Origin of the sequence: Methylophilus sp. Leaf416, assembly GCF_001424665.1 — a bacterium.
Taxonomy (GTDB): Bacteria; Pseudomonadota; Gammaproteobacteria; order Burkholderiales; family Methylophilaceae; genus Methylophilus.
This window is the reverse complement of the sequence record NZ_LMQS01000001.1, coordinates 862,273-889,210: the sequence shown is the minus strand read 5'-3', so window position 1 is coordinate 889,210 and position 26,938 is coordinate 862,273. Positions and strand designations below refer to the sequence as shown.

The following is a 26,938-nucleotide window of genomic DNA, read 5'->3' as shown; positions in this document are numbered from 1 at the left end:
TGCCACGGTAAATTGTTCGCCAGTCATCTAACAGTGCATTTATAATATCGGTTTTACTTTTGCGATAGATATTATGCGTGCGCCTTTGCTGGAAACTTCGATTAAAAGCCTGAAGAAATTGCATCAAGGCAAGGTGCGCGACATTTATGATATCGACGCGCAAACCATGTTGCTTGTCAGTACTGATCGATTGAGCGCGTTTGATGTGATTCTGCCAACCGGTATTCCACACAAAGGTGCCATGCTGACACAAATGGCTAATTTCTGGTTTGAACAACTGGCAAATGTAGTGCCCAATCACCTGACCGGAATAGCACCGGAATCCGTCGTAGCCCCAGATGAAATTGAACAAGTCAAAGGCCGTGCAGTGGTTGTCAAAAAGCTGAAAGCATTGCCACTGGAAGCGATTGTGCGTGGTTACCTGGTCGGTAGCGGCTGGAAAGAGTATCAGGCCAAAGGTACCGTTTGCGACATTCCATTACCTGCCGGGCTGCAACTGGCACAACAATTACCCGCCCCTTTATTTACACCTTCCAGCAAAGCTGAGGTTGGCGAGCATGATGAAAATATCAGTATTCCTCAAGTCGAAGCGTTGATTGGCAAGGATATGACTGCCCAAGTCGAAAAAGCGGCGATTGCGCTGTATACCCAAGCTGCTGAATACGCGCTTACCAAAGGCATTATTATTGCCGATACTAAGTTTGAATTTGGCGTGGATGCAGATGGTGTATTGCACGTCATGGATGAAGTGCTGACACCGGATTCATCGCGTTTTTGGCCAGCTGATCAATACCAGGTAGGTGCTAATCCCCCAAGTTATGACAAGCAATATGTGCGTGACTGGCTGGAAACTTGTGACTGGAATAAAACAGCGCCGGGCCCGGAGTTGCCAGCAGATATTGCGAAGCGAACTTCTGATAAGTATATGGAAGCATTCGCCAAGCTGACTGGCCGTACCTTGCAAGTCGATTAATTCAATACACTAATGAGTTTTCGCGCACAGCTGGCTACCCTGGCCAGCAGATTCAAACAAGAATTAGCGTTTTACCGGGCGCTACATGCGCATCAGCAAACCCCAAGGTTGGCAAAAGGATTGTTATGGCTGGCGATGGGCTACCTGGTTTTACCCTTTGACCTGATTCCGGACTTTATCCCGATTATCGGCCAGCTTGATGAGCTGGTGATTATCCCGACATTGCTCTACTTCGCTCTGAAATTAACGCCGGTTGAGGTGCGTCAATTTTGCCGAGATCAGGCAAGCGCTGCTGAAAATCAAAAATAATGCGGTTTGCAAACAAAGGTTTATGTTAATCGCCTATAATGGCGGCTTTTCTTGAAATAGGTTTGAAAAGATGTCATTGAATTTGGTAGCAAGCGGCAAAGACTTGCCGAACGATTTTAACGTCATTATTGAAATTCCAGCCAATGGCGACCCGGTTAAATATGAAGTAGACAAAGAAAGCGGCGCATTGTTTGTTGACCGTTTTATGGGTACTTCCATGCAATACCCATGTAACTATGGCTACATTCCACACACTTTGGGTGATGATGGAGACCCGGTTGATGTATTGGTGATTACACCTGTACCACTGCTGCCAGGCGTAGTGGTGCGTTGCCGTCCATTGGGCATGCTGAAGATGACTGATGAAGCCGGTGGCGATGCCAAAGTGCTGGCAGTGCCTATTGAAAAAGTATGCGGTTTGTACGCTTACCAAAGAACATTAAGTGATGTTTCGCCTTGGCGCCTGGACATGATTGCGCATTTCTTTGAACACTACAAAGATCTGGATAAAGGCAAATGGGTGAAGATTGAGGGTTGGGCCGGCATTGAAGAGGCACATGCTGAAATTCTTGGGGGCGTGGAGCGTTATAACGCTTTAGAAGTGAAGCCTGCATTCTAAATATTCATGGTTAATTGAATGAAAACAAAAAAGTCGGCAATCGCCGACTTTTTTGTTTTAGCGCGATTGAATTAATGTAGAAGCGGGACAATCAATAATGCAACGATGTTAATAATCTTAATCAGCGGGTTGACAGCGGGTCCGGCGGTATCTTTGTAAGGATCGCCTACAGTATCCCCGGTCACTGCGGCTTTGTGTGCATCTGAGCCTTTGCCGCCGTGATGGCCATCTTCAATGTATTTCTTGGCATTATCCCAGGCGCCACCACCAGTACACATTGAAATTGCTACAAATAAACCCGTGACTATCGTGCCCATCAGCAAGCCACCTAAAGCAACCGGGCCGAGGAACAGGCCGACCAGTATTGGCGCAGCTACTGGCAATAATGAAGGAATCATCATTTCCTTGATTGCCGCTGTGGTCAGCAGATCGACTGCCTTGCCATATTCGGGTTTGGCCGTGCCTTCCATCAGGCCCTTGATTTCGCGGAACTGGCGGCGCACTTCTTCTACCACGCTGCCAGCGGCGCGACCCACGGCTTCCATCGCCATCGCCGCAAACAGAAAGGGAATCAGGCCGCCGAGGAACAAACCAATAATCACATTGGGATCGCTTAAATCAAAGCTGGCTGTAATGCCGGCACCTTCAAGTTTATGTGTGTAATCAGCAAACAAAACCAGCGAAGCCAGTCCGGCAGAGCCAATCGCATAACCTTTGGTCACGGCTTTGGTGGTATTGCCAACCGCATCCAGTGGGTCAGTGACATCACGCACGCTACTTGGCAATTCTGCCATTTCGGCGATGCCACCTGCGTTGTCTGTAATTGGGCCATAGGCATCCAGCGCCACTACGATGCCAGCCATGCTCAGCATGGCCATAGCAGCAATTGCAACGCCATATAGCCCTGCCAGATGGAATGCCACATAAATCGCTACACAAACGGAAAGCACTGGCAAGGCGGTGGATTTCATGGAGACGCCGATGCCCGCAATGATGTTAGTTGCATGTCCAGTGGTGGAGGCTTGTGCTACGTGCTTGACCGGCGCGTAGTCAGTACCAGTGTAGTACTCTGTGATCCAAACCAGTGCCGCAGTGAGTACTAACCCAACTGCGCAAGCGCCAAACAACGCCAGGTTGGATACGGTCACTTCTCCGTGAGTGTAACCTTGCGGAAATGCATATTGCGTGACAAAGTAAAACGCAATAAGCGACAGCACACCCGCTACAGCCAAGCCCTTATACAGCGCAGGCATTACATTTTTCATGCCTGGCGATGCCTTTACGAAGAAACAGCCAATGATGGAGGCAACGATAGATACCGCACCCAGCAGCAGCGGATATATCACACCGTTGACGCCCGCTTCAGCTGCCATTAGCCCACCGAGCACCATGGTAGCAATCAGGGTCACGGCGTAAGTCTCAAACAAATCGGCGGCCATGCCAGCACAGTCGCCAACGTTATCGCCTACATTGTCAGCAATCACTGCCGGGTTGCGTGGATCATCTTCTGGAATGCCTGCTTCAACCTTGCCCACCAGGTCGGCACCAACGTCAGCGCCTTTGGTGAAAATCCCGCCGCCCAAACGTGCAAAAATCGAAATCAGTGATGAACCAAACGCGAGGCCGATTAAAGGATTCAAATCGGTTGCCTGTTCAGCACCGAGAAAAATATAGAATCCGGCGACACCCAATAATCCCAGCCCTACCACCAGCATGCCGGTAATTGCTCCGCCTTTAAAAGCGACATCCAGCGCCGGCCCGATGCCATTGGTGGCCGCTTGTGCCGTACGCACGTTTGCTTTTACGGAAACATTCATTCCAATAAACCCACAAGCGCCCGAGAGCACAGCGCCTACCACAAACCCGATTGCGGTGTATAAGCCCAGGAAAATCCCAATAAGCACAGCCAGAATGACGCCGACGAGGGCAATCGTTTTGTATTGTCTGGCCAGGTAGGCGGCCGCGCCTTGTTGAATCGCCCCTGCAATTTCTTGCATGCGGGCGTTGCCTGCAGGTAATCCCGAAATCCACTTACTCATTACTACGCCATAAAGTACCGCCAAAACTGCTGCGCCTATGGCCAACATTAATGCGACTGACATGTGTTCTCCTGTTCCTTTTGAAACTGCGTTGAACGTAATGACTACTTAAATCTGTTACTTAAGATGTAAATGCTGAATCGTTCCTTAGGTATGTGAGTTGTAAATGAAGTGTAACAGCGTGGTGCATTATGGCACTATTTAAAGAATGCGCACAAGTAAGGTGCAATTAGAAGCAGCATAACGGTGAAACGCACCTACGATTCGGTGACGACAGGGTGCAAGGTTTGCAAAAAAGAGTCAGGTATCGCGCTGGCGGTCAATAAAGTGACGTAAAGCGGCTTCAAGTGCTGGGTTCTCAATCTTGTCTGCGCATGCTTCCAGCGTGCTCAGGGCTTGATCTGACGGGGACTGGATACGTTTCTGTCTGGGTTTTGGACGAGATTTGACTTGCACTTTAACTTTAATTGCGCTAAGGTTTAACCCTTTGTTTTTCTGGGAATTTTGACAAAAATCCCAGATTTTTCGTAGCAATCCGGTTTCTAACAACCTGATTTTGCTGGCAACGGCACCTGAATAAGCACCGATTGTGAGTGTGCCATCTTCCAAAGCCAGCACATGAGAAAGTTTAGATAGTTCCGGGGCAACCGTAGACCATAACCGCTGTAATTGTTGACGATCATTGGCCTCTTCTAAAAGAGGTTTTAATTCGTGATGGTTTGTGAAAATCCGATTGATTTTTAACATGCGTTTGGATTTTAAATTACGTGGTTGTCCGCAGAGTGCTTGAATATTGTACTACACCGATTATTCTCACGGGCCATTCCCTTGAGTATTCGGCTAAAAGCGAGAGTTCCTGGCATGATTAATATCATTATTGTTTCAGAAAAAATGGCCAAGCCTAAGACGCTAGGCATGTTTGAAAGCGTAGGTCTGGTGCTGGCGCTGATACTTGTGCCGGTAGTGCTGACTTTGTTTTTTATTACACCGCAACAAGTCATTAAAAGTCAGGGTGTTAAAGCGATTCTGCCTCCCCATTTAAGAGGTGCCATGCTTTCTACACAAAGTCATCTGGATGCCTATGCGAAGCAAATTGGCGAATTACAGGCGCGTATTCTGCGCCTCGATGCGCAAAACCAGCGTTTATCCAAACTGGCAGGGATTAAATCCAGCGCTGAGCCTATCAACGAACGTACCTCGGTGAATGAAGTGCTCGGCCAGGGCGGGCCTTTAGTTAAGGATGCGCCCCTAACCGAAGATGACCTGAAAGCAACTATTGAGCAAATGTCGGCTGACCTTGATTTCCGTGATGAATACCAGGGCAAGATAGAAGCAAAGTTGCTACTTAAAAGTGTGTTAAGAGAAATGTTGCCGAATAGCAGTCCGGTGGACGCGGCATTTAGCTCTTCAAGTTATGGGTGGCGGATCGACCCCATGAGTGGGCATCGTGCTTTTCATGAAGGTTTAGATTTTCCGGCTGCTTCTGGCACACCGGTTTATGCGGCAGCTGACGGCATTGTTACTACTGCTGTACAAACTTCAGATTACGGGAATCTTTTGAAGATCGATCATGGGTCTGGTCTGGAAACCCGTTATGCGCACAATTCCAGACTGCTCGTTAAAGCAGGTGAGCGCGTAACCAAGGGACAGAAAGTGGCATTGATTGGTAGCACTGGCCGTTCTACGGGCCCACATTTGCATTATGAAATTCGCCTCAACGGCAACCCGCTCGACCCCCGTGAATATCTCAGGAACCATTCCTGACTGAATTCAATTGCTTGCGTGCAATAATCAAGACAATTCGCCTCTATATCTTATACAATCCTAGTTTATTCTTTTAACCCCGCTCTGGCGGATATCGGTGTGACTCATGTTAGCCTCGTTGTTTAAAAAATTCTTTGGTAGCCGTAACGACCGCCTGGTCAAGCAATATCAGCAAACCGTCAAACAAGTAAACGCTTTGGAACCTGAAATTCAGGCGCTAAGTGATGAACAGCTGCGGGCAAAAACGGAGGAATTTAAGCAACGCTATACGCAAGGTGAAACACTGGATAAATTGTTGCCAGAAGCATTTGCCGTAGTTCGTGAAGGCAGCAAGCGTGCATTAGGCATGCGTCATTTCGATGTACAACTGATTGGTGGCATGGTACTGCATGCTGGCAAAATCGCCGAGATGCGTACAGGTGAAGGTAAAACTTTGGTTGCGACCTTGCCGACTTACCTTAACGCATTGACTGGTAAAGGTGTGCATGTCGTTACAGTCAATGATTACCTGGCTAAACGCGATGCCGAATGGATGGGTAAACTGTACAACTTCCTCGGCTTAAGCGTCGGTATTAATCTTTCGCAAATGCCGCATGATGCGAAGCAACAAGCTTATGCCTCGGATATCACTTACGGTACTAATAACGAGTTCGGCTTTGACTACCTGCGCGACAACATGGTGTTCAGCAAAGAAGAACGCGTGCAACGTCCGTTGCATTATGCGCTGGTGGATGAAGTTGACTCCATTTTGATTGATGAGGCGCGTACGCCACTCATCATCTCCGGCCAGGCTGAACACAGTGTGGACCTGTACGGTGCAATCAATGAAGTCGCCAAGCAACTGGTACGTCAACAAGAAGAAGAGGGCGAAGGCGATTTCTGGGTGGATGAAAAAGCCCAAAGCGTCACTATGAGCGAAGCCGGGCATGAGCATGCCGAGCAACTGCTCGAGCAAGCCGGCATGTTACCAGCGGGTTCCAGCCTGTATGAGCCAGCCAATATTACGTTAGTGCATCATCTGTATGCCTCACTGCGTGCGCAAAACCTTTACCATCGAGATCAGCATTATGTTGTACGTAATAATGAAATCGTCATCGTTGATGAATTCTCAGGCCGCATGATGCCGGGTCGTCGCTGGTCAGATGGTTTGCATCAGGCTGTGGAAGCCAAGGAAGGTGTGGCGATCCAAAAAGAAAACCAGACACTGGCTTCTATCACGTTCCAGAATTACTTCCGCATGTACCAGAAACTGAGTGGTATGACGGGTACAGCCGATACAGAGGCCTACGAGTTTAACCAGATTTATGCGCTGGAAACGGTGGTAATTCCTACTCACAGACCTGTGCAACGTTCGGATGCGATGGACAAGGTGTACCGCACCGGTATGGAAAAGTACAAGGCTGTAATTGAAGATATCAAGCAATGCCAGGCTAAAGGGCAGCCAGTGTTGGTCGGTACCACATCGATTGAAAACTCAGAGCTGATTTCGCAGCTTCTCACGCAGTCCAAACTCGAACATCAAGTGCTTAATGCTAAGCAGCACGAGCGCGAAGCGACTATTGTTGCCGAAGCCGGACGTCCCGGCATGATTACCATTGCAACCAACATGGCAGGTCGTGGTACCGACATTGTCCTAGGCGGTAATTCTGAAGGCGAAATTCACGCTATTCACAGCGATACCAATTTAAATGATGCGGATAAAGCGACAAAAATCGCGCAGCTGAAGGCGGAGTGGCAGCAACGCCACGATGCAGTGCTTGCCGCAGGTGGCTTGCATATTATTGGTACCGAACGCCATGAGTCACGCCGCGTCGATAACCAGCTGCGTGGCCGTTCTGGCCGTCAGGGTGACCCAGGTTCCAGCCGTTTCTACCTGTCGCTTGAAGATCAGTTACTGCGTATTTTCTCAGGCGAACGCGTCGCGGCGATTATGACACGCCTGAATATGCCTGAAGGTGAAGCGATAGAGCATGCCATGGTCACACGCGCGATTGAAAATGCGCAACGTAAAGTGGAAGGCCGCAACTTCGATATCCGCAAGCAATTGCTGGAATACGATGATGTGTCGAATGACCAGCGCAAGGTCATCTACGAACAACGTAACGAATTGCTGGAATCAGTCGATGTTGGTCAAACTATCCGCGCGATGCGTGAGGATGTCGTCAATAGCTTGTTCAATACCCATATTCCTCCTGGCAGCGTAGAGGAGCAGTGGGATGTGCCTGCGCTGGAAGTCGCATTGCGTGAAGATGCCAGCTTGCCTTTACCAGTGAGTGAGTGGCTGGAAAGCAATCCTGATTTACATGCAGAAAGTTTGCGTGAACGCATTGTTGAAGCTGCGAATGAAAGCTATGCCTCCAAAGAAGCGTTGGCCGGTAACGATAACATGCGTAATTTTGAGCGTGCGGTCATGCTGCAAAGCTTAGATAATCATTGGCGTGAGCATTTGGCCGCGCTGGATCATCTGCGCCAGGGCATACACCTGCGCTCTTATGCGCAAAAGAATCCAAAACAGGAATACAAGCGCGAAGCATTCGAGTTATTTGAGTCTTTGCTGAATACTGTAAAAACTGAAGTCACCAAAATTACCATGCAGGTGCAAGTGCGTTCACGCGAAGAACTTGAAGCAGAAGAACGTCGCGCTGAAGAAGCATTGCGTGCTACCGATGTCGGCAATGTGCAATATCAACACACTGATTACGACAATGCTCTGAGCAATAGTGGCAATGAGACTGCTGAAAAACAGCCGTTAAACTTGCCTGAAGGAGTACGTGTTGGCCGTAATGAACCCTGTCCATGCGGTTCAGGCAAACGTTTCAAAAATTGCCATGGTGCTTTGAGCTAAATGCACCAAATTAAGGGGTACATTAAGCTAGTAGGAAAGGGACAAAATGTCTGATCAGGCTATTATTGCGTCGCCATGTATAGGCGTTTGTAGTATTGATGATGCCAGCGGTTTTTGTGAAGGATGTTACCGCACGCTGGAAGAGATCCAGCAGTGGTGGGATATGGATAACGCAACCAAGTCCGAGGTCATCAAGAAAGCATCTGCACGCGAAGCGGCAGTGTTCGGTGATTAATTGATTCTTGTATTAGGTATAAATGTATACGACGTAGTTAAATAAAAAGCCGGCACTGCCGGCTTTTTATTTCTTACCCCAAGCAGATTACAGGTCTGCGAGAGGATGATTGCCCATGGTGCCTGATTTAGTATCCAGTTTGGAAACCACCAGCTCCAAAGAGGTTTTCAGGTTTTTGAGCGCATCCAGTTCCATCGATGCCAGCACTTGCGGCAAAATGCCATCCACTGGTTGGGGTGCTTTTGCCAGCACTGCATGTCCTGCCGGGGTAACCAACAAACCCACCTTACGCTGGTCTTCAGTCAAACGCTGTTTTTTAACTAATTGCTTTTTGACCAGTTTTTCAACTAGCAAACTGCAGGTAGATTGATGAATAGACAGATTTTCTGCGAGTCTTGAAACCCCTAATTCCGGGTGCGTTGAAATTTCATGTAACAGCCATAGCTGGGATCCTGAAATGCCGCAAGTTGATTCAATTTCTCTAAAATGCTGTCTAACAGCTCCAAAAATGATACGGAACTGCTTAAGTGCTTCTTTTGCTAGTGAATTCTGCATAATCAATATATTTTTAGAATCTTTGTTGACATTCTACCATTTTCTGAAAGGAGAGTTCGTTCAGCAAGGTCTGGAGATGCAAAAAAATTGTCTGGTAATTATTATTGTGGTAATCAATGTGTTTTAATTAGGACTGAAAATAATTAGAAAAATTCCTATAGATTTCAATTACGGCCTCAGTTTGCGGCCTACCACATACATGTGCTAATTGATGCTAACTGTTGCTAAGAATGACCTGTTGTAAAAAAGAGACAGGCCCATTATTAATTGATAGAGATCACTGATACGTGCGATAAATAAAGCTGATGCAAAGTCACTAATCCATACTCACGCGTAGCTTGCAAAGGTGATCGGGTATTGCAGATTGGGCGAGTTATTTAACCGTAAAATCATAGTAATGAAATCAGCAATAGATGATGGTATGTAGCAAGATCGGCCGTTTCTTTGATAGGTGAGGGGCCGGATGGCTTTGCAAGAGGTCGACTCAAGCGGTCTCGAATTCAGGTGGATGAGGTGTTGCCTGCACGTTGTTCTATCAATTGCAGGTAATGCGCGACATCGAGGCTGGTCTGGTTGCGCTGTGCTAGCCAAATGGTTTCTGCCAGGCATTCGAGTAAAGCATGTTGTGCCTCATGCTCCTCTTGGTAACGGGTACATAGTTTGCCATAAGCTTGTGTGATGCCGGCCGGCTGGTTGATGCTGATCTGCTCTTGTATGGATAGATGCAGGCTCATATGCAAAAATGGGTTGGTTTCGCCCATTTCCGGATAATAGGCTTGTTGCAAATGTTGTTCCGGCGCGTCCAGAATGGCTTGGTATTCAGGATGCAGGTGCATAATACCGACTGCCATTTTCTCAAGGCCGGTCAGCACTTTCTGCTGCTGGAATTTAGCCCACGCATCAAAGAAAAATTGCCTGACTTCGTCTCGACTAGGGTTGAATAAAGCCATGTTTAGTTTCCTGTTGGAGGCAACACCGGATGTATTTGTTTATCACGGTATTCGCATAAATCGACTATGCAGCAGATGCCACATTTGGGATTTCGCGCGACGCAGGTATAACGTCCATGCAAAATTAACAAGTGGTGAGCATCCTGTAAAAATTGTTTTGGGGTAGTGCTTAAAAATCGCTGCTCGACTTCAAGCACCGTCTTACCTGGCGCCAGTCTGGTGCGGTTTCCGACGCGGAATAAATGTGTGTCCACAGCAATGGTAGGCTGACCAAACGCCGTATTCAAAATGACATTGGCAGTTTTGCGCCCCACGCCTGCCAACGCTTCCAACGCTTCACGCTTGTCCGGTACTTGGCCCTCATGCAGCGAGATTAGTTGCAGGCAACATTTCAATACATTTTGTGCCTTGGCGCGATATAGACCTATAGTTTTAATGTAGCTTTCAAGTCCATCTATGCCCAAGTCAACAATGGCTTGCGGTGTGTTGGCCACTTTAAATAACTTGCGCGTGGCGATATTGACGCCTTTATCCGTAGCCTGGGCAGAGAGAATGACTGCTATTAATAATTCAAACGTAGTGGTGTATTCCAGTTCGGTAGCCGGGTGAGGAATGGCTTGCGCCAGCCTCTGGAAAATAGCGAGTCTTTTTGCGGCATTCATACAAATAGCTTAGTCAAAAGAGTACATATCACGAATTTTTATTAGATTGACTTTAGCGCTTTAACGCGTGCCATCGCCGCAGCAATGGCAGATTTTTTGATGGCGTCATTGTTAGTGGAAGCGGACATTGACTCATTCACTGATGGGTCCCTAGCTACAACCATAGACTGATTGCGTTTAGCTAATCCCTGTGCGCGTGTTTCTATTTCTCGTTCCAGTCGGGCTTGTCGATTTTGATAACGTCGACGTGCCAGAGCGGCTGCAGCTTTCTCAGTCTCTGCATGTTGCTTAGTCAAGGGCTGCATTGTTATGCAATCGACCGGGCAGGGTGCTAAACATAATTCACAGCCGGTACATTCCTGGCTGATCACCGTATGCATGTGTTTGGATGCTCCTAAGATGGCATCGACCGGGCATGCTTTAATGCACAATGTGCAACCAATACAACGCTGCTCATCAATCACAGCAACCGCTTTGGGTTTGGTAAAGCCGTGTGCGGTATTGAGGGGCAGGTCAGGCACATTTAAAATCACCGACAAAGCATGTATGCCCGCTTCACCACCTGGTGGGCATTGATTAATGTTGGCCGAACCCTGGACGATAGCAGTTGCATAAGGTTTGCATCCGGCATAGCCGCATTGCTGACATTGCGTTTGTGGCAATATTGCATCAATACGCTCAATCAGAATGTCATCTAAACTGTGCTGGTTGTTGGCGGTAGCGTCTGTATGAGTCGCCATCGCGTCATGGCTTAATGGTTGCATGAGGTCACGTCGTCAGCGTTCTTCCACCTTCAATTATCAATCGGCATATTATAGCTGAATCTAAGTTGCGCTATTTGATTCAAGGCTTTAGAAGAAAGCTTTACCAGCAAGATTACTGTCTTTTTTTGATTTCTAAGATTAGTTGAGAAATCGTATTGTTTGCAGTTATTTAGGTAGCATCAAGGGATGATGGTATTGCGGTCGGCTTCCTTGGCGTTCGGTTGCATAATCAGTTAAAATAACCGCTTTATTGTTGAATGGCAGAAGTATGTTAACGGGCAGTTTGGTGGCAATTGTAACCCCAATGTTTGAAGATGGTCGTTTGGATCTGGATGCCCTCAAAAAACTGATCGATTTCCATATCGAAGCGGGCACAGACGGCATCGTGATTGTCGGCACAACAGGTGAGTCGCCAACCGTCGATGTCGATGAGCATTGTGCGTTGATTAAGACCACGGTTGAATATGTAGCCAAGCGTATCCCGGTCATTGCAGGTACCGGAGCAAACTCAACTTCAGAAGCCATCGAACTGACTGCAAAAGCCAAAGCGCTTGGCGCAGACGCTTGCCTGCTGGTTGCGCCTTATTACAACAAGCCCTCACAGGAAGGCTTGTATCAGCATTTTAAAGCGGTGGCTGAAGCCGTTGATATCCCGCAAATTCTTTATAATGTGCCAGGACGTACAGGCTGCGACCTGACAAATGAAACGGTATTGCGCCTGGCCAGTGTACCTAACATTGTAGGCATCAAAGATGCTACAGGCGGCATAGAACGCGGTACGGATTTATTGCTCCGCGTGCCGGCAGATTTTGCTGTGTATAGCGGCGATGATGCGAGTGCATTGGCGTTGATGTTGCTGGGTGGCAAAGGCGTCATTTCTGTGACGGCGAATGTGGCACCAGGATTGATGCATGAAATGTGTGATTCCGCTTTAAAAGGTAATCTTGAGAGTGCACGTGCAGCGAATGCCAAACTGTTTGGCTTGCACCAAAAGTTATTTGTAGAGGCTAATCCTATTCCAGTGAAATGGGTGTTACAACAAATGGGTCTGATTGCTACCGGTATTCGTTTACCACTGGTGAATCTATCAACCCAATATCATGAAGTGCTACGTCACGCCATGAACCAGGCGGAAATCGCATCTTAAATGAGGAAAATGACTTACATGAGTAATGTGTTTGTACAGCGTACGCTGCTGATGTGTTTAATCATCGTGTTGGCAAGTTGCGACTCGATACCATTCTTAAATAACAGTTCTGATTACAAGGGTGCCGGACGTTCCAAATCACTGGAAGTGCCACCTGACCTGACTTCAGTGCGCACAAGTAGTACTTATAATGTGCCAGGCGCGACCAACTATTCTACCTACAGCCAGAATCAGGAAGCGCAAGAGCAGAATGGCCCGCAACCAGTACTGAGCGATATGAAGAATGTGCGTATGGTGAAAGCCGGAACCCAGCGCTGGCTGGTAGTCAACGCACCTCCGGAAAAAGTGTGGCCGATTGTGCGCGACTTCTGGCTGGACCAGGGCTTTGCCGTACGTGTGGAAAATCCTGAAATTGGGGTCATTGAGACTGAGTGGCTACAGACGGATGCGATTAAGCCTAAAGAAGATAATCGCGGTTATGGCGAAAAGTTTGATGCATGGCTGGATAAGTTGTCTGGTTTTGCAGATAGAAGAAAATTCCGCACCCGGCTGGAGCGTGGTGAAAAAGACGGTACAACCGAAATTTACATGACCCATCGTACGGTGGCAGGTGCGCCGGATGATGGTAAGAATTACGTCAACACGCAGCTGGGTAAAATTGACACCGGTTATCGTATTAATGCAGCAGAAAATAAAAATACAGCCGGTCAGGAGTTTGATGCTGATCTTGATGCAGAGCTGTTGCGGCGCATGATGGTCAAGCTAGGCCTGGATGAACAGAAAGCTGACCAGGTAATGACGCAAGCAGCTTCAGACAAACGTGCAGATGTGGTTAAAGAAGCTGACCAGAGCGTGACGCTGAAATTGAATGAACCATTTGATCGCGCCTGGCGTCGTGTAGGTCTGTCGTTAGACCGTATCGGGTTTGTGACCGAAGATAAAAACCGCAACGAAGGTATCTATTACGTTCGTTATGCCGACACCGATGCTGAAGACCCGATCAAGGAGAAAAAAGGCTTGCTCGAACGCCTGAAGTTCTGGGGCAGTGATGAGGATGAAAAAACTGCCACCCCTTCTGAGGTGAAGCAAGGTGATAAGACCAAATTCTGGAAAGGTACTGCAGAAGGTGATAAATCCAGTAAACAGTATCATATCCAGGTGCTGGAAAACGCCGATGACACCACAGATGTGTATGTATTGACCGCTGACAACAAGCGTAATACGTCCACGACGGCGAATCGGATTGTTTCTTTGCTGTATGAACAACTCAAGTAATTAAGGTCTGCGTGCGGTTTGCTTCTTTAGGTAGTGGCAGCGCAGGCAATGCGACTCTAGTGGAAGCCGGGGAAACCCGGCTTTTGCTTGACTGCGGGTTTAGCGTCAAGGAGACGGTGCAGCGGTTAGGTCGGCTGGGACTGCAGCCTGAACAGCTGACAGGTATCCTGATTACGCATGAACATGATGACCATGCGCGCGGTGCCTTTAAGCTTGCAGCGCGGTATCAGGTGCCGGTATGGTTAACGCATGGCACATATATGATGTGCCAGCGTTATCTTCCCTCTCAAAGTGTCTCTGTACATATCATTGACGCCCACACAACGTTTGCCTTGGAAGAGATTGAGGTAAGCCCTTACCCGGTGCCACATGATGCGCGCGAACCCGCCCAGTTTGTATTTTCCGATGGCGTACGCAAGTTTGGTGTATTGACGGATGTTGGTAGCGTGACGCCGCACATTGTCGCCATGTTGCAAGGGTGTGACGGCCTGCTTCTGGAATGTAACCACGACCTGGAAATGCTGCGTACCGGGCCTTATGCCTACTCCCTAAAAAAGCGTGTCGGTGGCTGGCTGGGTCACTTGGATAATCAGACCAGTGCGCAATTGTTAGCGCAACTGGATAACAGCAAGCTGAAACATTTAGTGGCGGCGCATTTAAGCGAGAAAAATAATACGCCTGCTTTGGCTAAGCAGGCGTTGAGTGAAGTATTACAATGTGAAGCTGACTGGGTGCAAATCGCCAGCCAGGAGCAAGGTCTGGACTGGCGGGCCTTATAAATACGAGGTTAGCTTGTCACTTGTGAAAATGGCATTGGTTAACATCAAGCTAACCTCGCTGATTTTTAATCCAGCACGTGAATCTGTTCAGATAACCGTATCATGCGCTCCACCGGCGTGACCCATACAATCCCGTCACCGATATTGCCGGTGTGCCCTACCTCGACGATAGTTTGCAGCACGCCTTCAACCAGCTCATCTGGCACCACCATATACAGATACACTTTAGGACTGTAATCCGTCAGTTCTTCCCGCACGCCGACGCTAGGTTTTTGCAAATGGTGCCCGCAGCCTTCAACCTTGTTAACCGACATGCCGGGGAAGCCTTTGATGTTACGCAGTGCCGAGCGGATTTTTGCTAATCTGGCCGGCTGTATGACTGCTTTGATTTCTTTCATAAAATATCCTTTTGAGCACTGACTCACTGGCCGGCATTATGCCTCTATCTTGCTTTCTTCAAACTTACGATACAGCGTTGGTACCACAATAAGGGTCAGCAGGGTCGAAGTGATCAAGCCGCCGATCACAACAATTGCCAGTGGGCGCTGTACCTCTGACCCTGGCCCAGTGGCAAACAGGAAAGGTACCAGGCCCAGCATGGCTACAGTGGCAGTCATCATCACCGGCCGGAAACGCTGGGCACAACCTTGCAGGATCGCATCCATCTGGCTTTTGCCCTCATCACGCAAGGTGCGGATATACGATACCAGTACGACCGCATTCAGCACGGCAATCCCCCACAAGGCAATAAAGCCAACTGATGCCGGTACGGACAAATACTCACCCGTGATAAATAAGGCAATCACGCCGCCAATCGAAGCAAACGGCAATACCAGAATAATCATGGTGGCAAAGCGCATCGACTGGAACAGCAGGAATAGCAGGAAGAAAATCGCCGCAATGGTGACCGGAATGATGACCATCAGGTGACCCATGGCGCGTTCCATGTTCTGGAACTGGCCACCGTATTCAAGATAGTAGCCATCTGGTAGTTGCAGTCTTTGTCCGAGAACTTGCTGCAGTTCTGCCACAAAGCCACCCAAGTCCCGGTCTTTCACGTTGACACCAATCACAATACGGCGCTTGGCCAGTTCGCGGCTGATCTGTGCCGGACCATCCTTGACCTCAATATCCGCCACATCATCCAGTGCCACACGTGAACCATTAGGCGAGGTCAGCATAATATTGCGGATAGCTTCTTCGTTATTACGGAAAGACTCCGGATAACGCACCGCCGCCGAGAACCTGCGTTGACCTTCAAAAATTTCGGTCGCGATTTTGCCACCAATCGCCGTTTCAACGATATCGTGGACATCCGCAGTATTAATACCATGACGGGCAATCGCCTGGCGGTCAATCGTGATATTCAGGTATTGTTGGCCTGATACTTTTTCCACCTTGATTTCGGTTGCGCCAGTGACAGTGCCGGCAATCTTGGCAATTTCATCCGCTTTCTGTTTCAACGTATCCAGGTCTTCGCCGAATATCTTGACCGCCACATCAGCACGAACGCCGGTCAGCAATTCATCGACACGGTCAGAAATCGGTTGCGCCATGATAATTTGCACGCCAGGAATATTTTTCTCGAGCACAGCACGCATTTTTTCGGCAATGTCATCCTGATTCCAGCCTGCCGGCCATTCGTCACGCGGTTTCAGGCTGATAATCGGGGTGGACTCGTTTTGCGCCTGTGCATCCGCCGGACTTTCACCACGTCCCAGCCCGGAAATGGCAGATTTAACGCCTGGCACTTGCTCCATAATCAGCTTCATCGCTTTATTTTCCATTTTCATGGATTCTTCCAGCGAAATGTTGGGCACCCGGTTAATCCCTGGAACGATAGAACCTTCTTTCATTTCCGGGATGAAAGATGTGCCCAAAAAAGGAAACAGTGCAATCGTGCCGACAAACAGAAGGGCCGAGAAGAGAATTGTTTTCTTCTCGTTATGGAGTACCCAGGTCAAGGCGGACAAGTAAGGTTTCTTGATCGTCTGTATTAGCTTGGTATCTTCGCCGCTACCGCCTTTTAGAAAATAGGAGCAGAGCGCTGGCGTCATCGTCAGTGATAACACCAGCGAGACAAACAGGGCGATAGCAATGGTATACGCCAGCGGCGCAAACATCTTGCCCTCCATGCCTTCGAGAGTCATCAGCGGCAAGAACACCAGGATGATAATGCCTACACCAAATAATACCGGTGTGGCCACTTCACTGGCAGCTTCCAGAACGACACGGATTTTGCTCTCGTCCTTGCGATGCCCAAGATGGTGAAAGGCGTTTTCAACCACCACCACTGAGCCATCGACCATCAAACCAACCGCAATCGCCAGGCCACCCAGTGACATCAGGTTGGCAGAAATACCGTAATGATTCATCACCATAAAAGTGATCAGCGGAGTGAGGATTAATGTACCCACCACGATCAGGCTGGAACGTACGTCGCCCAGGAACAGGAACAGGATAACCACTACCAGGATAATGCCTTCAATCAGCACTTTGGTGACAGTGTGCAGCGCGGCGTCAACCAGTTCGCTACGGTCATAATAAGGCACAATTTGCAGGCCATGCGGTAACATGCCCTTGCTGTTGATTTCCTCTACACGGGCTTTGATACGACTCACCACTTCTTTGGCGTTACCGCCGCGCATCATGATCGCAATGCCGCCAACCGATTCGGTATCACCATTTTTGAGTACCACGCCGACACGTACTTCATGGCCTATGGTCACTTCTGCCACATCGCGGATATAGACCGGCGTTCCGTTCTCTTCCTTGAGCACCATATTGCGGATGTCATCCAGGTTTTGCACCAGGCCAACGCCACGAATCAGGTATTGCTCTGCATAGTGAGGAAGAATGCCACCACCACTATTGGCATTGTTACGTGCCAATGCTTCGTAGACATCTTTGAGCTTAATAGAAAAGTGCGTCATCCGGTCAGGGTTGACCAGCACCTGGTATTGTTTGACGTAACCGCCTTGTGAGTTGATTTCGGCAATGCCGGGTATGCCGCGCAACAATGGACGCACAACCCAGTCCTGGATGGCGCGCCTCTCGGTCAGGTCTTCCCGCGTCAGCTCCTTTTTGCCATCACTCGGTTTGTCCAGCGTGAATTGGTAAACTTCACCCAAGCCGGTGGAGACTGGCCCAAGAATAGGTGTGACCCCGACAGGCATGCGTTCCATGACTTCCATCAGGCGTTCCATCACCAGTTGCCGGGCAAAATACACATCGGTGCTGTCCGTGAATACCAGGGTAATCAGTGACAGAGCATTCTTGTTGACCGAACGCATTTCTGTCAGACCGGGCAGGCCGGTCATTGCGATTTCCAGAGGTACCGTGATAAAACGCTCAACTTCTTCCGGTGATTTTCCTGTGGCTTGCGTAGCAATCATCACCTGCACATTGGTCACATCAGGAAAAGCATCCACAGACAGTTTCTGTACTGCAAATAAGCCGGCTCCAATCAGTGCGATGGCAATTACCAGCACAATCAGGCGCTGTTTTAGAGCGCCCCTAATCATCGATTCAATCATGCTTTACTCCATTTCCTTGCGCTTACGCTCGTTGTTCACGTGAAAAGCGCCGTCCAGCACGATTTGATCACCAGGTTGCAGTCCTTGTAATACTTCTCTTTTGTCATCATAAGTTCTACCCAATGTGACAGGTAACAATTTGAACTGTTTGGATTTAAGCGTTTGTGAAAATACATGGTCAGCATTGTTTTCACGCACGATTGCAGTGGAAGGAATCGCAATGACTTTTTCCGGTTTGGCCTCCAGCAGTATCGTGATCAGCATGTCAGGTTTCAACAGCATCTTGTTATTGCTGATATTGGCACGTGCCATCACCGTGCGTGTGGCAGGGTTCACGATATCGCCGACAAAAGCCAGGGTGCCGGTCAGTTCAACATCATCCAGTGCAGGCACTTCTATGTTCAGGGACTGGCCTTCCCTGATATGGGCAATCTGCTGCTCAGGAATTTCTGCTACCGCCCAGACGTGCGACAGGTCAGCAATCACAAACAACTCTTCAGCTGGGGCCACGACTTGTCCCAGCCGTGCTTTACGTGCAATCACGGTACCGCTGATTTTCGAATTTACCTGGCTGGTAGACATGCCGCTGTTTTGCAAACCCAGTTTCGAAATGCTGCCAGGTGCCATGCCCAGCACCACTAACTGGTCACGCGCGGCATTCACTTCGGCATTAGCCGCATGCAATTCACCTTCACGGCGTTGCAGCTCTGCCTGGCTGATGACATCGGCTTCCAGCAATTGTCTGGCACGGTCAACCGCTTTGGTCTGCAATTGCACCTGCTGGCTGGCTTTGATGTAATTCAATTGATATTGGGCGAGTTCAGTACTTTTTATAGTGGCCAGACGCTGACCGGCTTTGACCTCGTCGCCTAGATTTACATCCAGTGTACTGATACGGCCAGTGATGGAAGCGCCAGCCCTGGACTCATATTGCTCATCTACCTGAATGCGGCCCGGGATGCGTAAGGTATCGATAAACTGCACTTCGTCGACGGCCCCAATCTTGATATTGGCTTCCAGTTCAGGGGTGAGTGTCACCAGGTTAGGGTCTACCACTGCTTTGGTTTCAGGAGCCGGTGCCGGTTTTTCTGAGCACGCGGTGGACATCACCGCCAGTGCGGCGGTGAACAAAGTTGAAATTAAAATACGAGACATGACCATTCCCTTATGGTTGGACCAAATCAGAACCGATGAAACGTTCGATTTGCAATACACTGAAAAAATAATCGAATTTGGCAATCAGATAGTCACGTCTGACATCACGATTGACGCGTTGCGCATCCAGATATTCCAGGATACCGCGTTCTCCAAATTTATAGGCGGCTTCAGCACGGCTGAGCGTGGCTTCCGATTGTTGCAATAAACCATTTTCAAACACTTTGAGCTGGTTGCTGGCAATGACATTCCGCTGGTAAGCACTGTCGATTTCCTTGCGTAGCACTTGCTTTTGCAATTTGATATTGGCGTCTGCTTCATCGATGCCGGCAGCAGCTTGGGCGATCTGGCCTTCACGCCGGTTCCATACCGGCAATGGCACCACAACACCTACCCTGAACGTATTCAGGTCGGGATCCTGGGTGAAGTCAGACTTTAATGTCAGCCCGGGAAAGCGTAAATCCTTCTCGAGTTTTAACCTGGCTTCTGCGCCATCCTTGGCGGTGATCAGTTGCTGTAGATAAGGATTGTTTTCTGCAGACTGGCGTAAAGTTACGATGTCTGGCAAGGGGGCAATGACGGGAGATTGAGGTTTGATGTCAAAGTCATCCGGCATATTCCCTATCATGCCGCGTAAGATGGCTTTCGCTTCATCGATGCGTGTTTGTGCACTGGCATAGTCCCGTTCAGCTACCAGTAATTCGGTATCTGCCTTGATCAATTCGTATCTGGCCGCTTCGCCAACATCTACTTTGCGTTTGATCTTGCTTTGAATCTCCCGCAATACATTCAGGTTGGCACCAAACATCTCAAGTACTTGCTGGCGAAGCTGTACTGTTAAATATGCTTGCTTGATCAGGTTGCGAAGATCAAAACCGGTTGTTTGTATGCCCTTCTCAGCATAGGTGAGTTGCTGCTCAGCAAGCTCCCTGCGTGAAGCACGAGTGCCAGGAAATTCCAGCGGTTGCGAAAGGGTGACACCATAGTTTCTTTCGCTTGCGCCTGGTGTTGGGACACCACGGTATCTTGCCGGGCCTGCCATGATTTCGAGATCAGGGTTAGAAAAAGATCTTGCAACGGTGATGCCTGCCGCAGCAGCTTCAATCTGGGCCTTGCTGACCGCCATTGTCGGGTTTTCGGCGATGGCTTTATCCAGCAGGGTTTTCAGGTCAAACGTTGGTTCAGCAAAGGCTATTGGTGAGATCAGGCAAGACAACCACAGGAGTCTGCACGCTTTCCGCCAGCGGGTATGACTTAACATAACAATCCTTCTCAGATGACTTTGCCTATCATGACATAGTCACCTTAATTAATAATTAATATTGCACTCTAAAACAACAATGTTGATAGAGGGAGGATAGTGCTAAGCGAGTTGGGGAGGCCGGTCCAGCCAGAAAGCGAAGAGGGGATGATAATCAGGTAAATGATGCTCGGGTGCTTGATGGGAGCTTATATGCAGGGGGTAGCTGAAAGCGGGCAGGGTGATTTTATCTACATCAACCTCAGCCACTTCAAGCATATCGATACAACTGCTTATATCGCCAAAGTCCGCGGACAACGTATCATCTAGTGCGTTGGACATAACGATTGCGGAAGTACCTGTTTGTAGCAGCGTGGTTGTGACTACCGGCTCAGCAGCAGTTGTCTGCAATGCGAACACTAGGCACAACAAATGTAGAAAATAAAAAATTTTTTGCATGTACAAAATCAGCACCGGGAGGTATCGCGTCTTTTCATGGAAATGAGCAAGTACCGTACCAATGATGAATGCGTGCTTAACCTATTGATTTAATACATATCTGAGATGACTTATTTTTGGATTCAACCTCAGTCGGGATGGCGAATGCACTGTTAATGTGCAAAAACCACAGCGACATTATAGTAGATGTCGCTGTGGGTGCCTAGTTACAATCGGACCAGTAAGGCTGATTTAGGCCGAAATGGTTTCTTCTTTGAAAATCAACTTGATCTGGTCGTTTTCGTCAATGTCGATATGAACCTGACCACCATCATTCAACCTGCCGAATAACAACTCATCGGCCAATGCTTTACGGATAGTGTCCTGAATTAGGCGAGCCATTGGTCGCGCGCCCATCAGTGGATCAAAGCCTTTTCTACCCAGGTAAGCTTTAAGCTCATCACTGAAAGTGACATCGACTTTTTTCTCGTGCAACTGATCTTCCAGTTGCATGAGGAATTTATCGACCACACGCAGAATGATTTCCTGGTTCAGCGCTCCAAATGACACTGTCGCATCCAGGCGGTTACGGAACTCAGGGCTGAACAAGCGCTTCAGATCCGCCGCCTCGTCAGTGACGTCTTTACTGTTGGTAAAGCCGATGCTGGCCTTGGACAGGTTTTCCGCACCCGCATTAGTGGTCATGATAATGGTCACATTGCGGAAATCTGCTTTGCGGCCATTATTATCAGTCAACGTACCATGATCCATTACTTGCAGCAGGATATTGAAAATATCCGGATGTGCTTTTTCAATTTCGTCTAACAGTAGGACGCAATATGGCTGTTTGGTCACGGCTTCAGTCAATAACCCACCCTGGTCAAAACCAACATAGCCCGGAGGCGCACCGATCAGACGCGATACGGCGTGGCGCTCCATATACTCAGACATATCAAACCGCAGTAACTCAATGCCCAAGACATATGCCAGCTGTTTCGCGACTTCTGTTTTACCGACACCTGTAGGGCCGGCAAACAGGAAGCTACCAATAGGTTTGTTACCATTCCCCAGGCCACTACGCGCCATTTTCACGGCTGAAGCCAATACATCAATCGCTTTATCCTGGCCGAATACCACTGCTTTCAAATCGCGTTCCAGCGTTTTCAATGCATTGCGGTCATCGGTAGAAATATTTTTTGGCGGAATGCGTGCAATCTTGGCAATGATTTCTTCAATCTCTTTATTGCCAATGATTTTCTTCTGCTTGCTTTTCGGCAGAATGCGTTGCGCAGCACCAGCCTCATCAATCACATCAATCGCTTTATCTGGCAAGTGACGGTCATTGATATATTTCGCAGATAATTCAGCTGCCACAGTCAATGCACTGGCGCTGTATTTCACGCTATGATGTTCTTCAAAACGTGTTTTCAGCCCTTTAAGAATCTCAATCGTTTCAGCCACACTAGGTTCAGCTACATCAATTTTCTGGAAGCGGCGTGACAGGGCGTGATCTTTCTCAAAAATACCGCGGTATTCCTGATAGGTAGTGGCACCTATGCATTTGAGCGAACCGTTAGATAAAGCCGGTTTCAGCAGATTGCTGGCATCCAAGGTACCGCCGCTGGCGGAGCCCGCGCCAATGAGTGTATGGATCTCGTCGATGAACAGGATGGCTTCAGGTTTCTCAGCCAACTGTTTCATCACGGCCTTCAAACGTTGCTCAAAGTCACCACGGTATTTGGTACCGGCCAGCAACGCACCCATATCTAAAGAATAGACGGTGGCATCTTGCAATACCTCAGGGATTTCCTGGTTCACGATACGTGAAGCCAGCCCCTCTGCAATCGCCGTTTTACCTACGCCAGCTTCACCCACTAATAGCGGGTTGTTCTTGCGGCGGCGGCATAAAGTTTGAATTACGCGTTCCAGTTCAAGTCCACGGCCAATCAGCGGATCAATTTTGCCTGCAATGACTTGCGCATTCAGGTTTAGCGTAAAGCTTTCCAGCGCACCGGTAGATACACTTTCACCTTCAGTTTCCTGTTCGGTATTGCTCGCTTTCGGCTCGCTTTCCTGTATTTTGGCGACGCCATGAGAGATGAAATTCACTACATCCAGGCGGGTCACGCCTTGCTGATGCAGGAAAAACACCGCATGAGAATCTTTCTCACCATAAATAGCGACCAGTACATTGGCGCCGGTGACTTCTTTTTTGCCGGAGGATTGCACGTGCAACATGGCACGCTGAATCACACGCTGAAAACCAAGTGTAGGCTGCGTATCAACCTCATCAGTACCAGCGACAGTGGGAGTGTGTTCTTCAATGTATTGGGTAAGCTCGCTACGCAGGGTATCGAATTTTGCTCCGCATGCGCGTAACACTTCTGCGGCAGTCGGGTTATCCAACATTGCCAGCAACAGATGCTCAACTGTAATCAATTCGTGACGCTTTTGTCTGGCGTCCATAAAAGCCATGTGCAGGCTAACTTCAAGTTCTTGAGCAATCATGATGACTTTCCTTAATCCACTACACTACAAAAATACACTAGGAAAAACGCAATGTTCACACACGCTATTAATGTACACCTACAAGCCTCTGTATGTTTACTAATATCGTGCTAGATGATGAAAATTTCAATGGTTCGTATGAGCTATTAAGTAATAATTTGTGAAGCTGCTTATTAATTAATTTGTTCTGCATCCCGCATTAAAATATAACACCCTTATCCTAACACCTGCCGGGTAAACTTGAAGCGCGGGAATGTCGCCATATTCCCTCGATATTCTCAGAATGCCTTGGTATTTTGAGAAAGCATGATCGAACTTAAGCTGCTTCAATCACACATTGCAAAGGATGCTGCGCTTCTTGTGCTGATTCCATCACCTGATGCATTTTGGTTTCAGCGATATCCTGCGGGTAGACACCGCACACTCCGGCGCCTTCAGTATGCACTTTGAGCATGATTTGCGTGGCTTGTTCGCGGGTTTTAGAAAAAAACTGCTCAATCACGGCGACAACAAACTCCATAGGAGTGTAATCGTCGTTTAATAACAACACTTTATATAGCTCTGGAGGTTTTGGTTTGGCGGTTTGTGGATCCAGTGCCAAATCGCCATCACGCTTGGGTCGTACCATAATTTTGCATACCTGATCTTAAGTTTATTGTGCGCCTTGTATGAAAAAATTCAAGTGCTGGCTATGTAACTACAGTTTAAAAAATAATAACTGTGGCTTTTAAAGATAAATTTTGACAAGTTTGACGATGCGGTCCTGCACGTCAACAATCTCCAGGCGATGTTCGCCCAGTTTAAAGCTGGTGCCTGGTTCCGGGATATCTTCGAAATGTTCGAGAATCAGACCGTTCAAGGTACGTGGACCATCGATTGGCAGCAAGAGTTTCAGTTTACGGTTGATGTCGCGTAACTGACTGCTACCATCCACCAGCCAGCTACCATCTTCATTTTGGTGGAAATCCTTGGTGCGCTCTGGCGATTGAGTAGTAAATTCACCCACTACTTCCTCCAGAATATCTTCCAGCGTCAGCAGGCCCCTGAACTCACCATACTCATCCACCACCAGGGCAATCCGCTCATGGTGTTTCTGGAACTGTTGCAACTGAGTATATAGAGGCGTACCGGACGGAATATAGTAGGGAGGGCTAATCGCAGCCTGCAACAAGCCTTTGCTCGGCGCTTTGCCGATATGGAAGTCACGTAATAATGGCAGTACTTTGCGTACATGCACGATGCCGACAATATCTTCATGATCGCCTTGCCTGACCGGCAATCGGGAATGATGGCTATTCGCCAGCTGTTCCATGATCTGTTCAATCGGATGGTCCAGATCAACAAACTCAACCTGTGTGTGCGCTGTCATCACATGGTCGACAATGATGTCTTCCAGATCGAGCAGGTTAAGTAAAATCATGCGGCTTTGCGAAGGGATATATTGCCCGGCGTCACTGACAATACTGCGTAATTCATCGGTGGTGACAGAGTGCGCCTGGTCAAAATTGACTTTTACGCCTAAAAGTTTGACGAAGCCTTTAACAAACAGGTTAACAAACCAGACAATCGGGTTGAAAAGCCAGATCAGCGGATACAGCAGGTAGCTGGTGGCAAATGCCAGTTTTTCCGCATGTGCCGCCGCAATCACCTTTGGGGAAATTTCACTGAATACCAGAATGGCAAAGGTAATGGCTAAAGAGCCCAGCATCAGCACATAATCGCCTTCACCAAATAGGCGCTCTGCAATAATCACTTCCAGCGTAGATGAGCCGACGATACAAAAGGTATTGCCCAATAAGATGGCACCCAGGGTTTTATCGGTTTGAGCGATGAGCCGGCTGGCCAGTTTTGCACCGCGGTGACCCTGTTTCGCCATATGCCGCATGCGGTAGCGGTTGACGGACATCAGGCTGGTTTCAGCAACAGAGAAAAAAGCCGTGAATGACAGTAGCAGAATTAATAAGCCGATCTGCCAACTTAAAGGAATATTGTCCAAGGGAGTGGGGTAAAAAACAAGAAGCCACTAGTGTACCCACCAGTGGCTAAAAATCAAGAAAAACACAGACTAATCAACGCATGTCCCTAGCAAAACCGTTTGCTCACATATTGTGGGAGTTTTATGGCGCATCATTAATGTGCCATACGTTAATCAATATTTAAGGTGCGAGTGCGGCTTCGTCTTCTTTAGGTTTTTTCTCGGCGTCGCCAATCAGATTGGCACGGCTTACACCCAGCCACATGGCGATTGGGCAGGCAACCAATACTGAAGAATAAATACCGAACAAAATACCAATGGTCAGCGCCAGCGAGAAGTTGTGCAGGGTTTCACCGCCAAAAAACAACATGGAGCAAACCATGGTTTGTGTCATCAAGTGGGTGATGATAGTGCGCGACATCGTGCGGGTAATCGCATTATCAATCACATGCACTGCAGATGCCTTGCGCATTTTTTTGAAGTTTTCACGTACCCGGTCAAACACCACTACTGATTCATTCACTGAATAGCCAAGCACCGCCAGAATGGCAGCGAGCACTGTCAGGTTGAACTCCCATTGGAAGAAAGCGAAAAAGCCGAGAATTATGATGACGTCATGCATGTTGGCGATAATCGCGGCCACAGCAAAACGCCACTCAAAACGTAAGGCCAGATAGCCCATAATCCCTGCACATACCAGCAATAAGGCCAGTGCGCCATTTTCATAAAGCTCTTCGCCGACCTGCGAACCGACAGACTCTACCCGGCGAATTTCTGCGCCGCTATCAGCATCTTTCAGGGATGAGGAGATTTTTTCCGACAATTGCGCAATCGATAATTCTTTTTTGACTGGCAACCGGATCAGTACGTCCTGGCTTGAGCCAAAATTTTGTACCGTCACATCTTTGAGGCCGGTGTTATCGATCACTTCACGGATTTTGCCGATATTGGCAGTGGTCGGGTAATGCACTTCCATCACTGTGCCGCCTGTAAAATCCACACCGTAATGCAAGCCGCGATGCATCAGGAAAAACACCGCCAATATAAAGGTAATCAGCGATATTGAAGTGGTCAGACGCCCGTAACTCATAAACGGGATATCTTTTTTAATTCTGAATAATTCCATAATCTGTTCTCAAATAGGTTGTGACAGCAATCACTGCACCGAAT

23 protein-coding genes are annotated in these 26,938 nt (G+C 48.4%); 9 read left to right on the top strand and 14 right to left on the bottom strand.

What is annotated here, in order from left to right; genetic code table 11:
* Nucleotides 1–73: 73 nt before the first annotated feature.
* The 3 genes from ASG34_RS04245 (at nt 74) to ppa (ending at nt 1,901) form a co-directional block, all read left to right on the top strand.
* On the top strand, nt 74–973 hold the full coding sequence (locus ASG34_RS04245; protein WP_055826841.1) for a phosphoribosylaminoimidazolesuccinocarboxamide synthase: 900 nt from the start codon (nt 74–76) through the stop codon (nt 971–973).
* A 12-nt stretch (nt 974–985) separates the two neighbouring features.
* Nucleotides 986–1,282, top strand: coding sequence for a YkvA family protein (locus tag ASG34_RS04240; RefSeq protein ID WP_055826839.1), 297 nt, complete (start codon nt 986–988; stop codon nt 1,280–1,282).
* A gap of 70 nt (nt 1,283–1,352) precedes the next feature.
* Entirely contained in the window at nt 1,353–1,901 is a 549-nt protein-coding gene (gene ppa / locus ASG34_RS04235) for an inorganic diphosphatase (RefSeq protein WP_055826835.1), read from the top strand.
* 71 nt (nt 1,902–1,972) lie between these two features.
* Here the strand turns inward: ppa and ASG34_RS04230 are convergent, their stop codons facing one another.
* Both ASG34_RS04230 and ASG34_RS04225 read right to left on the bottom strand, forming a co-directional pair.
* The gene (locus ASG34_RS04230) at nt 1,973–4,003 is read right to left on the bottom strand and encodes a sodium-translocating pyrophosphatase (RefSeq protein ID WP_055826833.1); all 2,031 of its coding nucleotides are present in this window, start codon (nt 4,001–4,003) and stop codon (nt 1,973–1,975) included.
* A 237-nt stretch (nt 4,004–4,240) separates the two neighbouring features.
* Nucleotides 4,241–4,687 carry a DciA family protein gene (locus tag ASG34_RS04225; protein ID WP_055826831.1) on the bottom strand — a complete coding sequence of 149 codons (447 nt, stop codon included), beginning with the start codon at nt 4,685–4,687 and terminating at the stop codon, nt 4,241–4,243.
* A 114-nt stretch (nt 4,688–4,801) separates the two neighbouring features.
* Here ASG34_RS04225 and ASG34_RS04220 point away from each other — a divergent pair, with 114 nt between their 5' ends.
* The 3 genes from ASG34_RS04220 (at nt 4,802) to ASG34_RS04210 (ending at nt 8,784) form a co-directional block, all read left to right on the top strand.
* The gene (locus ASG34_RS04220; protein ID WP_055826827.1) at nt 4,802–5,704 is read left to right on the top strand and encodes a M23 family metallopeptidase; all 903 of its coding nucleotides are present in this window, start codon (nt 4,802–4,804) and stop codon (nt 5,702–5,704) included.
* 106 nt (nt 5,705–5,810) lie between these two features.
* A complete protein-coding gene (secA, locus tag ASG34_RS04215; RefSeq protein WP_055826824.1) occupies nt 5,811–8,549 on the top strand; it encodes a preprotein translocase subunit SecA in 2,739 nt (912 codons plus the stop codon).
* 46 nt (nt 8,550–8,595) lie between these two features.
* A complete protein-coding gene (locus ASG34_RS04210; RefSeq protein ID WP_055826822.1) occupies nt 8,596–8,784 on the top strand; it encodes a DUF1289 domain-containing protein in 189 nt (62 codons plus the stop codon).
* A gap of 87 nt (nt 8,785–8,871) precedes the next feature.
* On the opposite strand, the gene ASG34_RS04205 is transcribed toward ASG34_RS04210, so the two are convergent.
* From ASG34_RS04205 to rsxB, 4 genes are all read right to left on the bottom strand, one after another.
* Nucleotides 8,872–9,339, bottom strand: coding sequence for a MarR family winged helix-turn-helix transcriptional regulator (locus ASG34_RS04205; protein WP_055826821.1), 468 nt, complete (start codon nt 9,337–9,339; stop codon nt 8,872–8,874).
* 500 nt (nt 9,340–9,839) lie between these two features.
* Nucleotides 9,840–10,289 (bottom strand): DUF1841 family protein, encoded by a 450-nt coding sequence (locus tag ASG34_RS04200; RefSeq protein WP_055826819.1) that lies wholly within the window; start codon nt 10,287–10,289, stop codon nt 9,840–9,842.
* Between the two features lie 2 nt (nt 10,290–10,291).
* Nucleotides 10,292–10,951: an endonuclease III gene (nth, locus tag ASG34_RS04195; protein ID WP_055826818.1), complete on the bottom strand. Its 660-nt coding sequence runs from the start codon at nt 10,949–10,951 to the stop codon at nt 10,292–10,294.
* Between the two features lie 41 nt (nt 10,952–10,992).
* Nucleotides 10,993–11,691 carry an electron transport complex subunit RsxB gene (rsxB, locus tag ASG34_RS04190; RefSeq protein ID WP_055826817.1) on the bottom strand — a complete coding sequence of 233 codons (699 nt, stop codon included), beginning with the start codon at nt 11,689–11,691 and terminating at the stop codon, nt 10,993–10,995.
* Nucleotides 11,692–11,983: 292 nt separating this feature from the next.
* On the opposite strand from rsxB, the gene dapA reads away from it, so the two are divergent.
* From dapA to ASG34_RS04175, 3 genes are read left to right on the top strand one after another with little or no spacing between them, the layout of a single operon-like run.
* The gene (gene dapA, locus ASG34_RS04185; protein WP_055826816.1) at nt 11,984–12,862 is read left to right on the top strand and encodes a 4-hydroxy-tetrahydrodipicolinate synthase; all 879 of its coding nucleotides are present in this window, start codon (nt 11,984–11,986) and stop codon (nt 12,860–12,862) included.
* Nucleotides 12,863–12,880: 18 nt separating this feature from the next.
* Nucleotides 12,881–14,137, top strand: coding sequence for an outer membrane protein assembly factor BamC (gene bamC / locus ASG34_RS04180; protein WP_055827391.1), 1,257 nt, complete (start codon nt 12,881–12,883; stop codon nt 14,135–14,137).
* A gap of 11 nt (nt 14,138–14,148) precedes the next feature.
* Nucleotides 14,149–14,916: an MBL fold metallo-hydrolase gene (locus ASG34_RS04175; RefSeq protein WP_055826815.1), complete on the top strand. Its 768-nt coding sequence runs from the start codon at nt 14,149–14,151 to the stop codon at nt 14,914–14,916.
* Nucleotides 14,917–14,981: 65 nt separating this feature from the next.
* Here the strand turns inward: ASG34_RS04175 and ASG34_RS04170 are convergent, their stop codons facing one another.
* The 8 genes from ASG34_RS04170 to secF form a co-directional block, all read right to left on the bottom strand.
* Nucleotides 14,982–15,314: a P-II family nitrogen regulator gene (locus tag ASG34_RS04170; protein ID WP_055826814.1), complete on the bottom strand. Its 333-nt coding sequence runs from the start codon at nt 15,312–15,314 to the stop codon at nt 14,982–14,984.
* A gap of 36 nt (nt 15,315–15,350) precedes the next feature.
* The gene (locus ASG34_RS04165) at nt 15,351–18,452 is read right to left on the bottom strand and encodes an efflux RND transporter permease subunit (protein WP_055826812.1); all 3,102 of its coding nucleotides are present in this window, start codon (nt 18,450–18,452) and stop codon (nt 15,351–15,353) included.
* Between the two features lie 3 nt (nt 18,453–18,455).
* The gene (locus tag ASG34_RS04160) at nt 18,456–19,607 is read right to left on the bottom strand and encodes an efflux RND transporter periplasmic adaptor subunit (RefSeq protein WP_055826809.1); all 1,152 of its coding nucleotides are present in this window, start codon (nt 19,605–19,607) and stop codon (nt 18,456–18,458) included.
* 10 nt (nt 19,608–19,617) lie between these two features.
* Entirely contained in the window at nt 19,618–20,868 is a 1,251-nt protein-coding gene (locus ASG34_RS04155) for a TolC family protein (protein ID WP_229007909.1), read from the bottom strand.
* A 669-nt stretch (nt 20,869–21,537) separates the two neighbouring features.
* Entirely contained in the window at nt 21,538–23,793 is a 2,256-nt protein-coding gene (gene clpA / locus ASG34_RS04145; RefSeq protein ID WP_055826803.1) for an ATP-dependent Clp protease ATP-binding subunit ClpA, read from the bottom strand.
* Nucleotides 23,794–24,109: 316 nt separating this feature from the next.
* Complete coding sequence (gene clpS / locus ASG34_RS04140) at nt 24,110–24,421, bottom strand: ATP-dependent Clp protease adapter ClpS (protein WP_055826799.1); 312 nt, start codon at nt 24,419–24,421, stop codon at nt 24,110–24,112.
* A 99-nt stretch (nt 24,422–24,520) separates the two neighbouring features.
* A complete protein-coding gene (locus tag ASG34_RS04135) occupies nt 24,521–25,789 on the bottom strand; it encodes an HlyC/CorC family transporter (RefSeq protein ID WP_055826796.1) in 1,269 nt (422 codons plus the stop codon).
* A 160-nt stretch (nt 25,790–25,949) separates the two neighbouring features.
* Nucleotides 25,950–26,894 carry a protein translocase subunit SecF gene (gene secF, locus ASG34_RS04130; RefSeq protein WP_055826793.1) on the bottom strand — a complete coding sequence of 315 codons (945 nt, stop codon included), beginning with the start codon at nt 26,892–26,894 and terminating at the stop codon, nt 25,950–25,952.
* Nucleotides 26,895–26,938 lie beyond the last annotated feature (44 nt).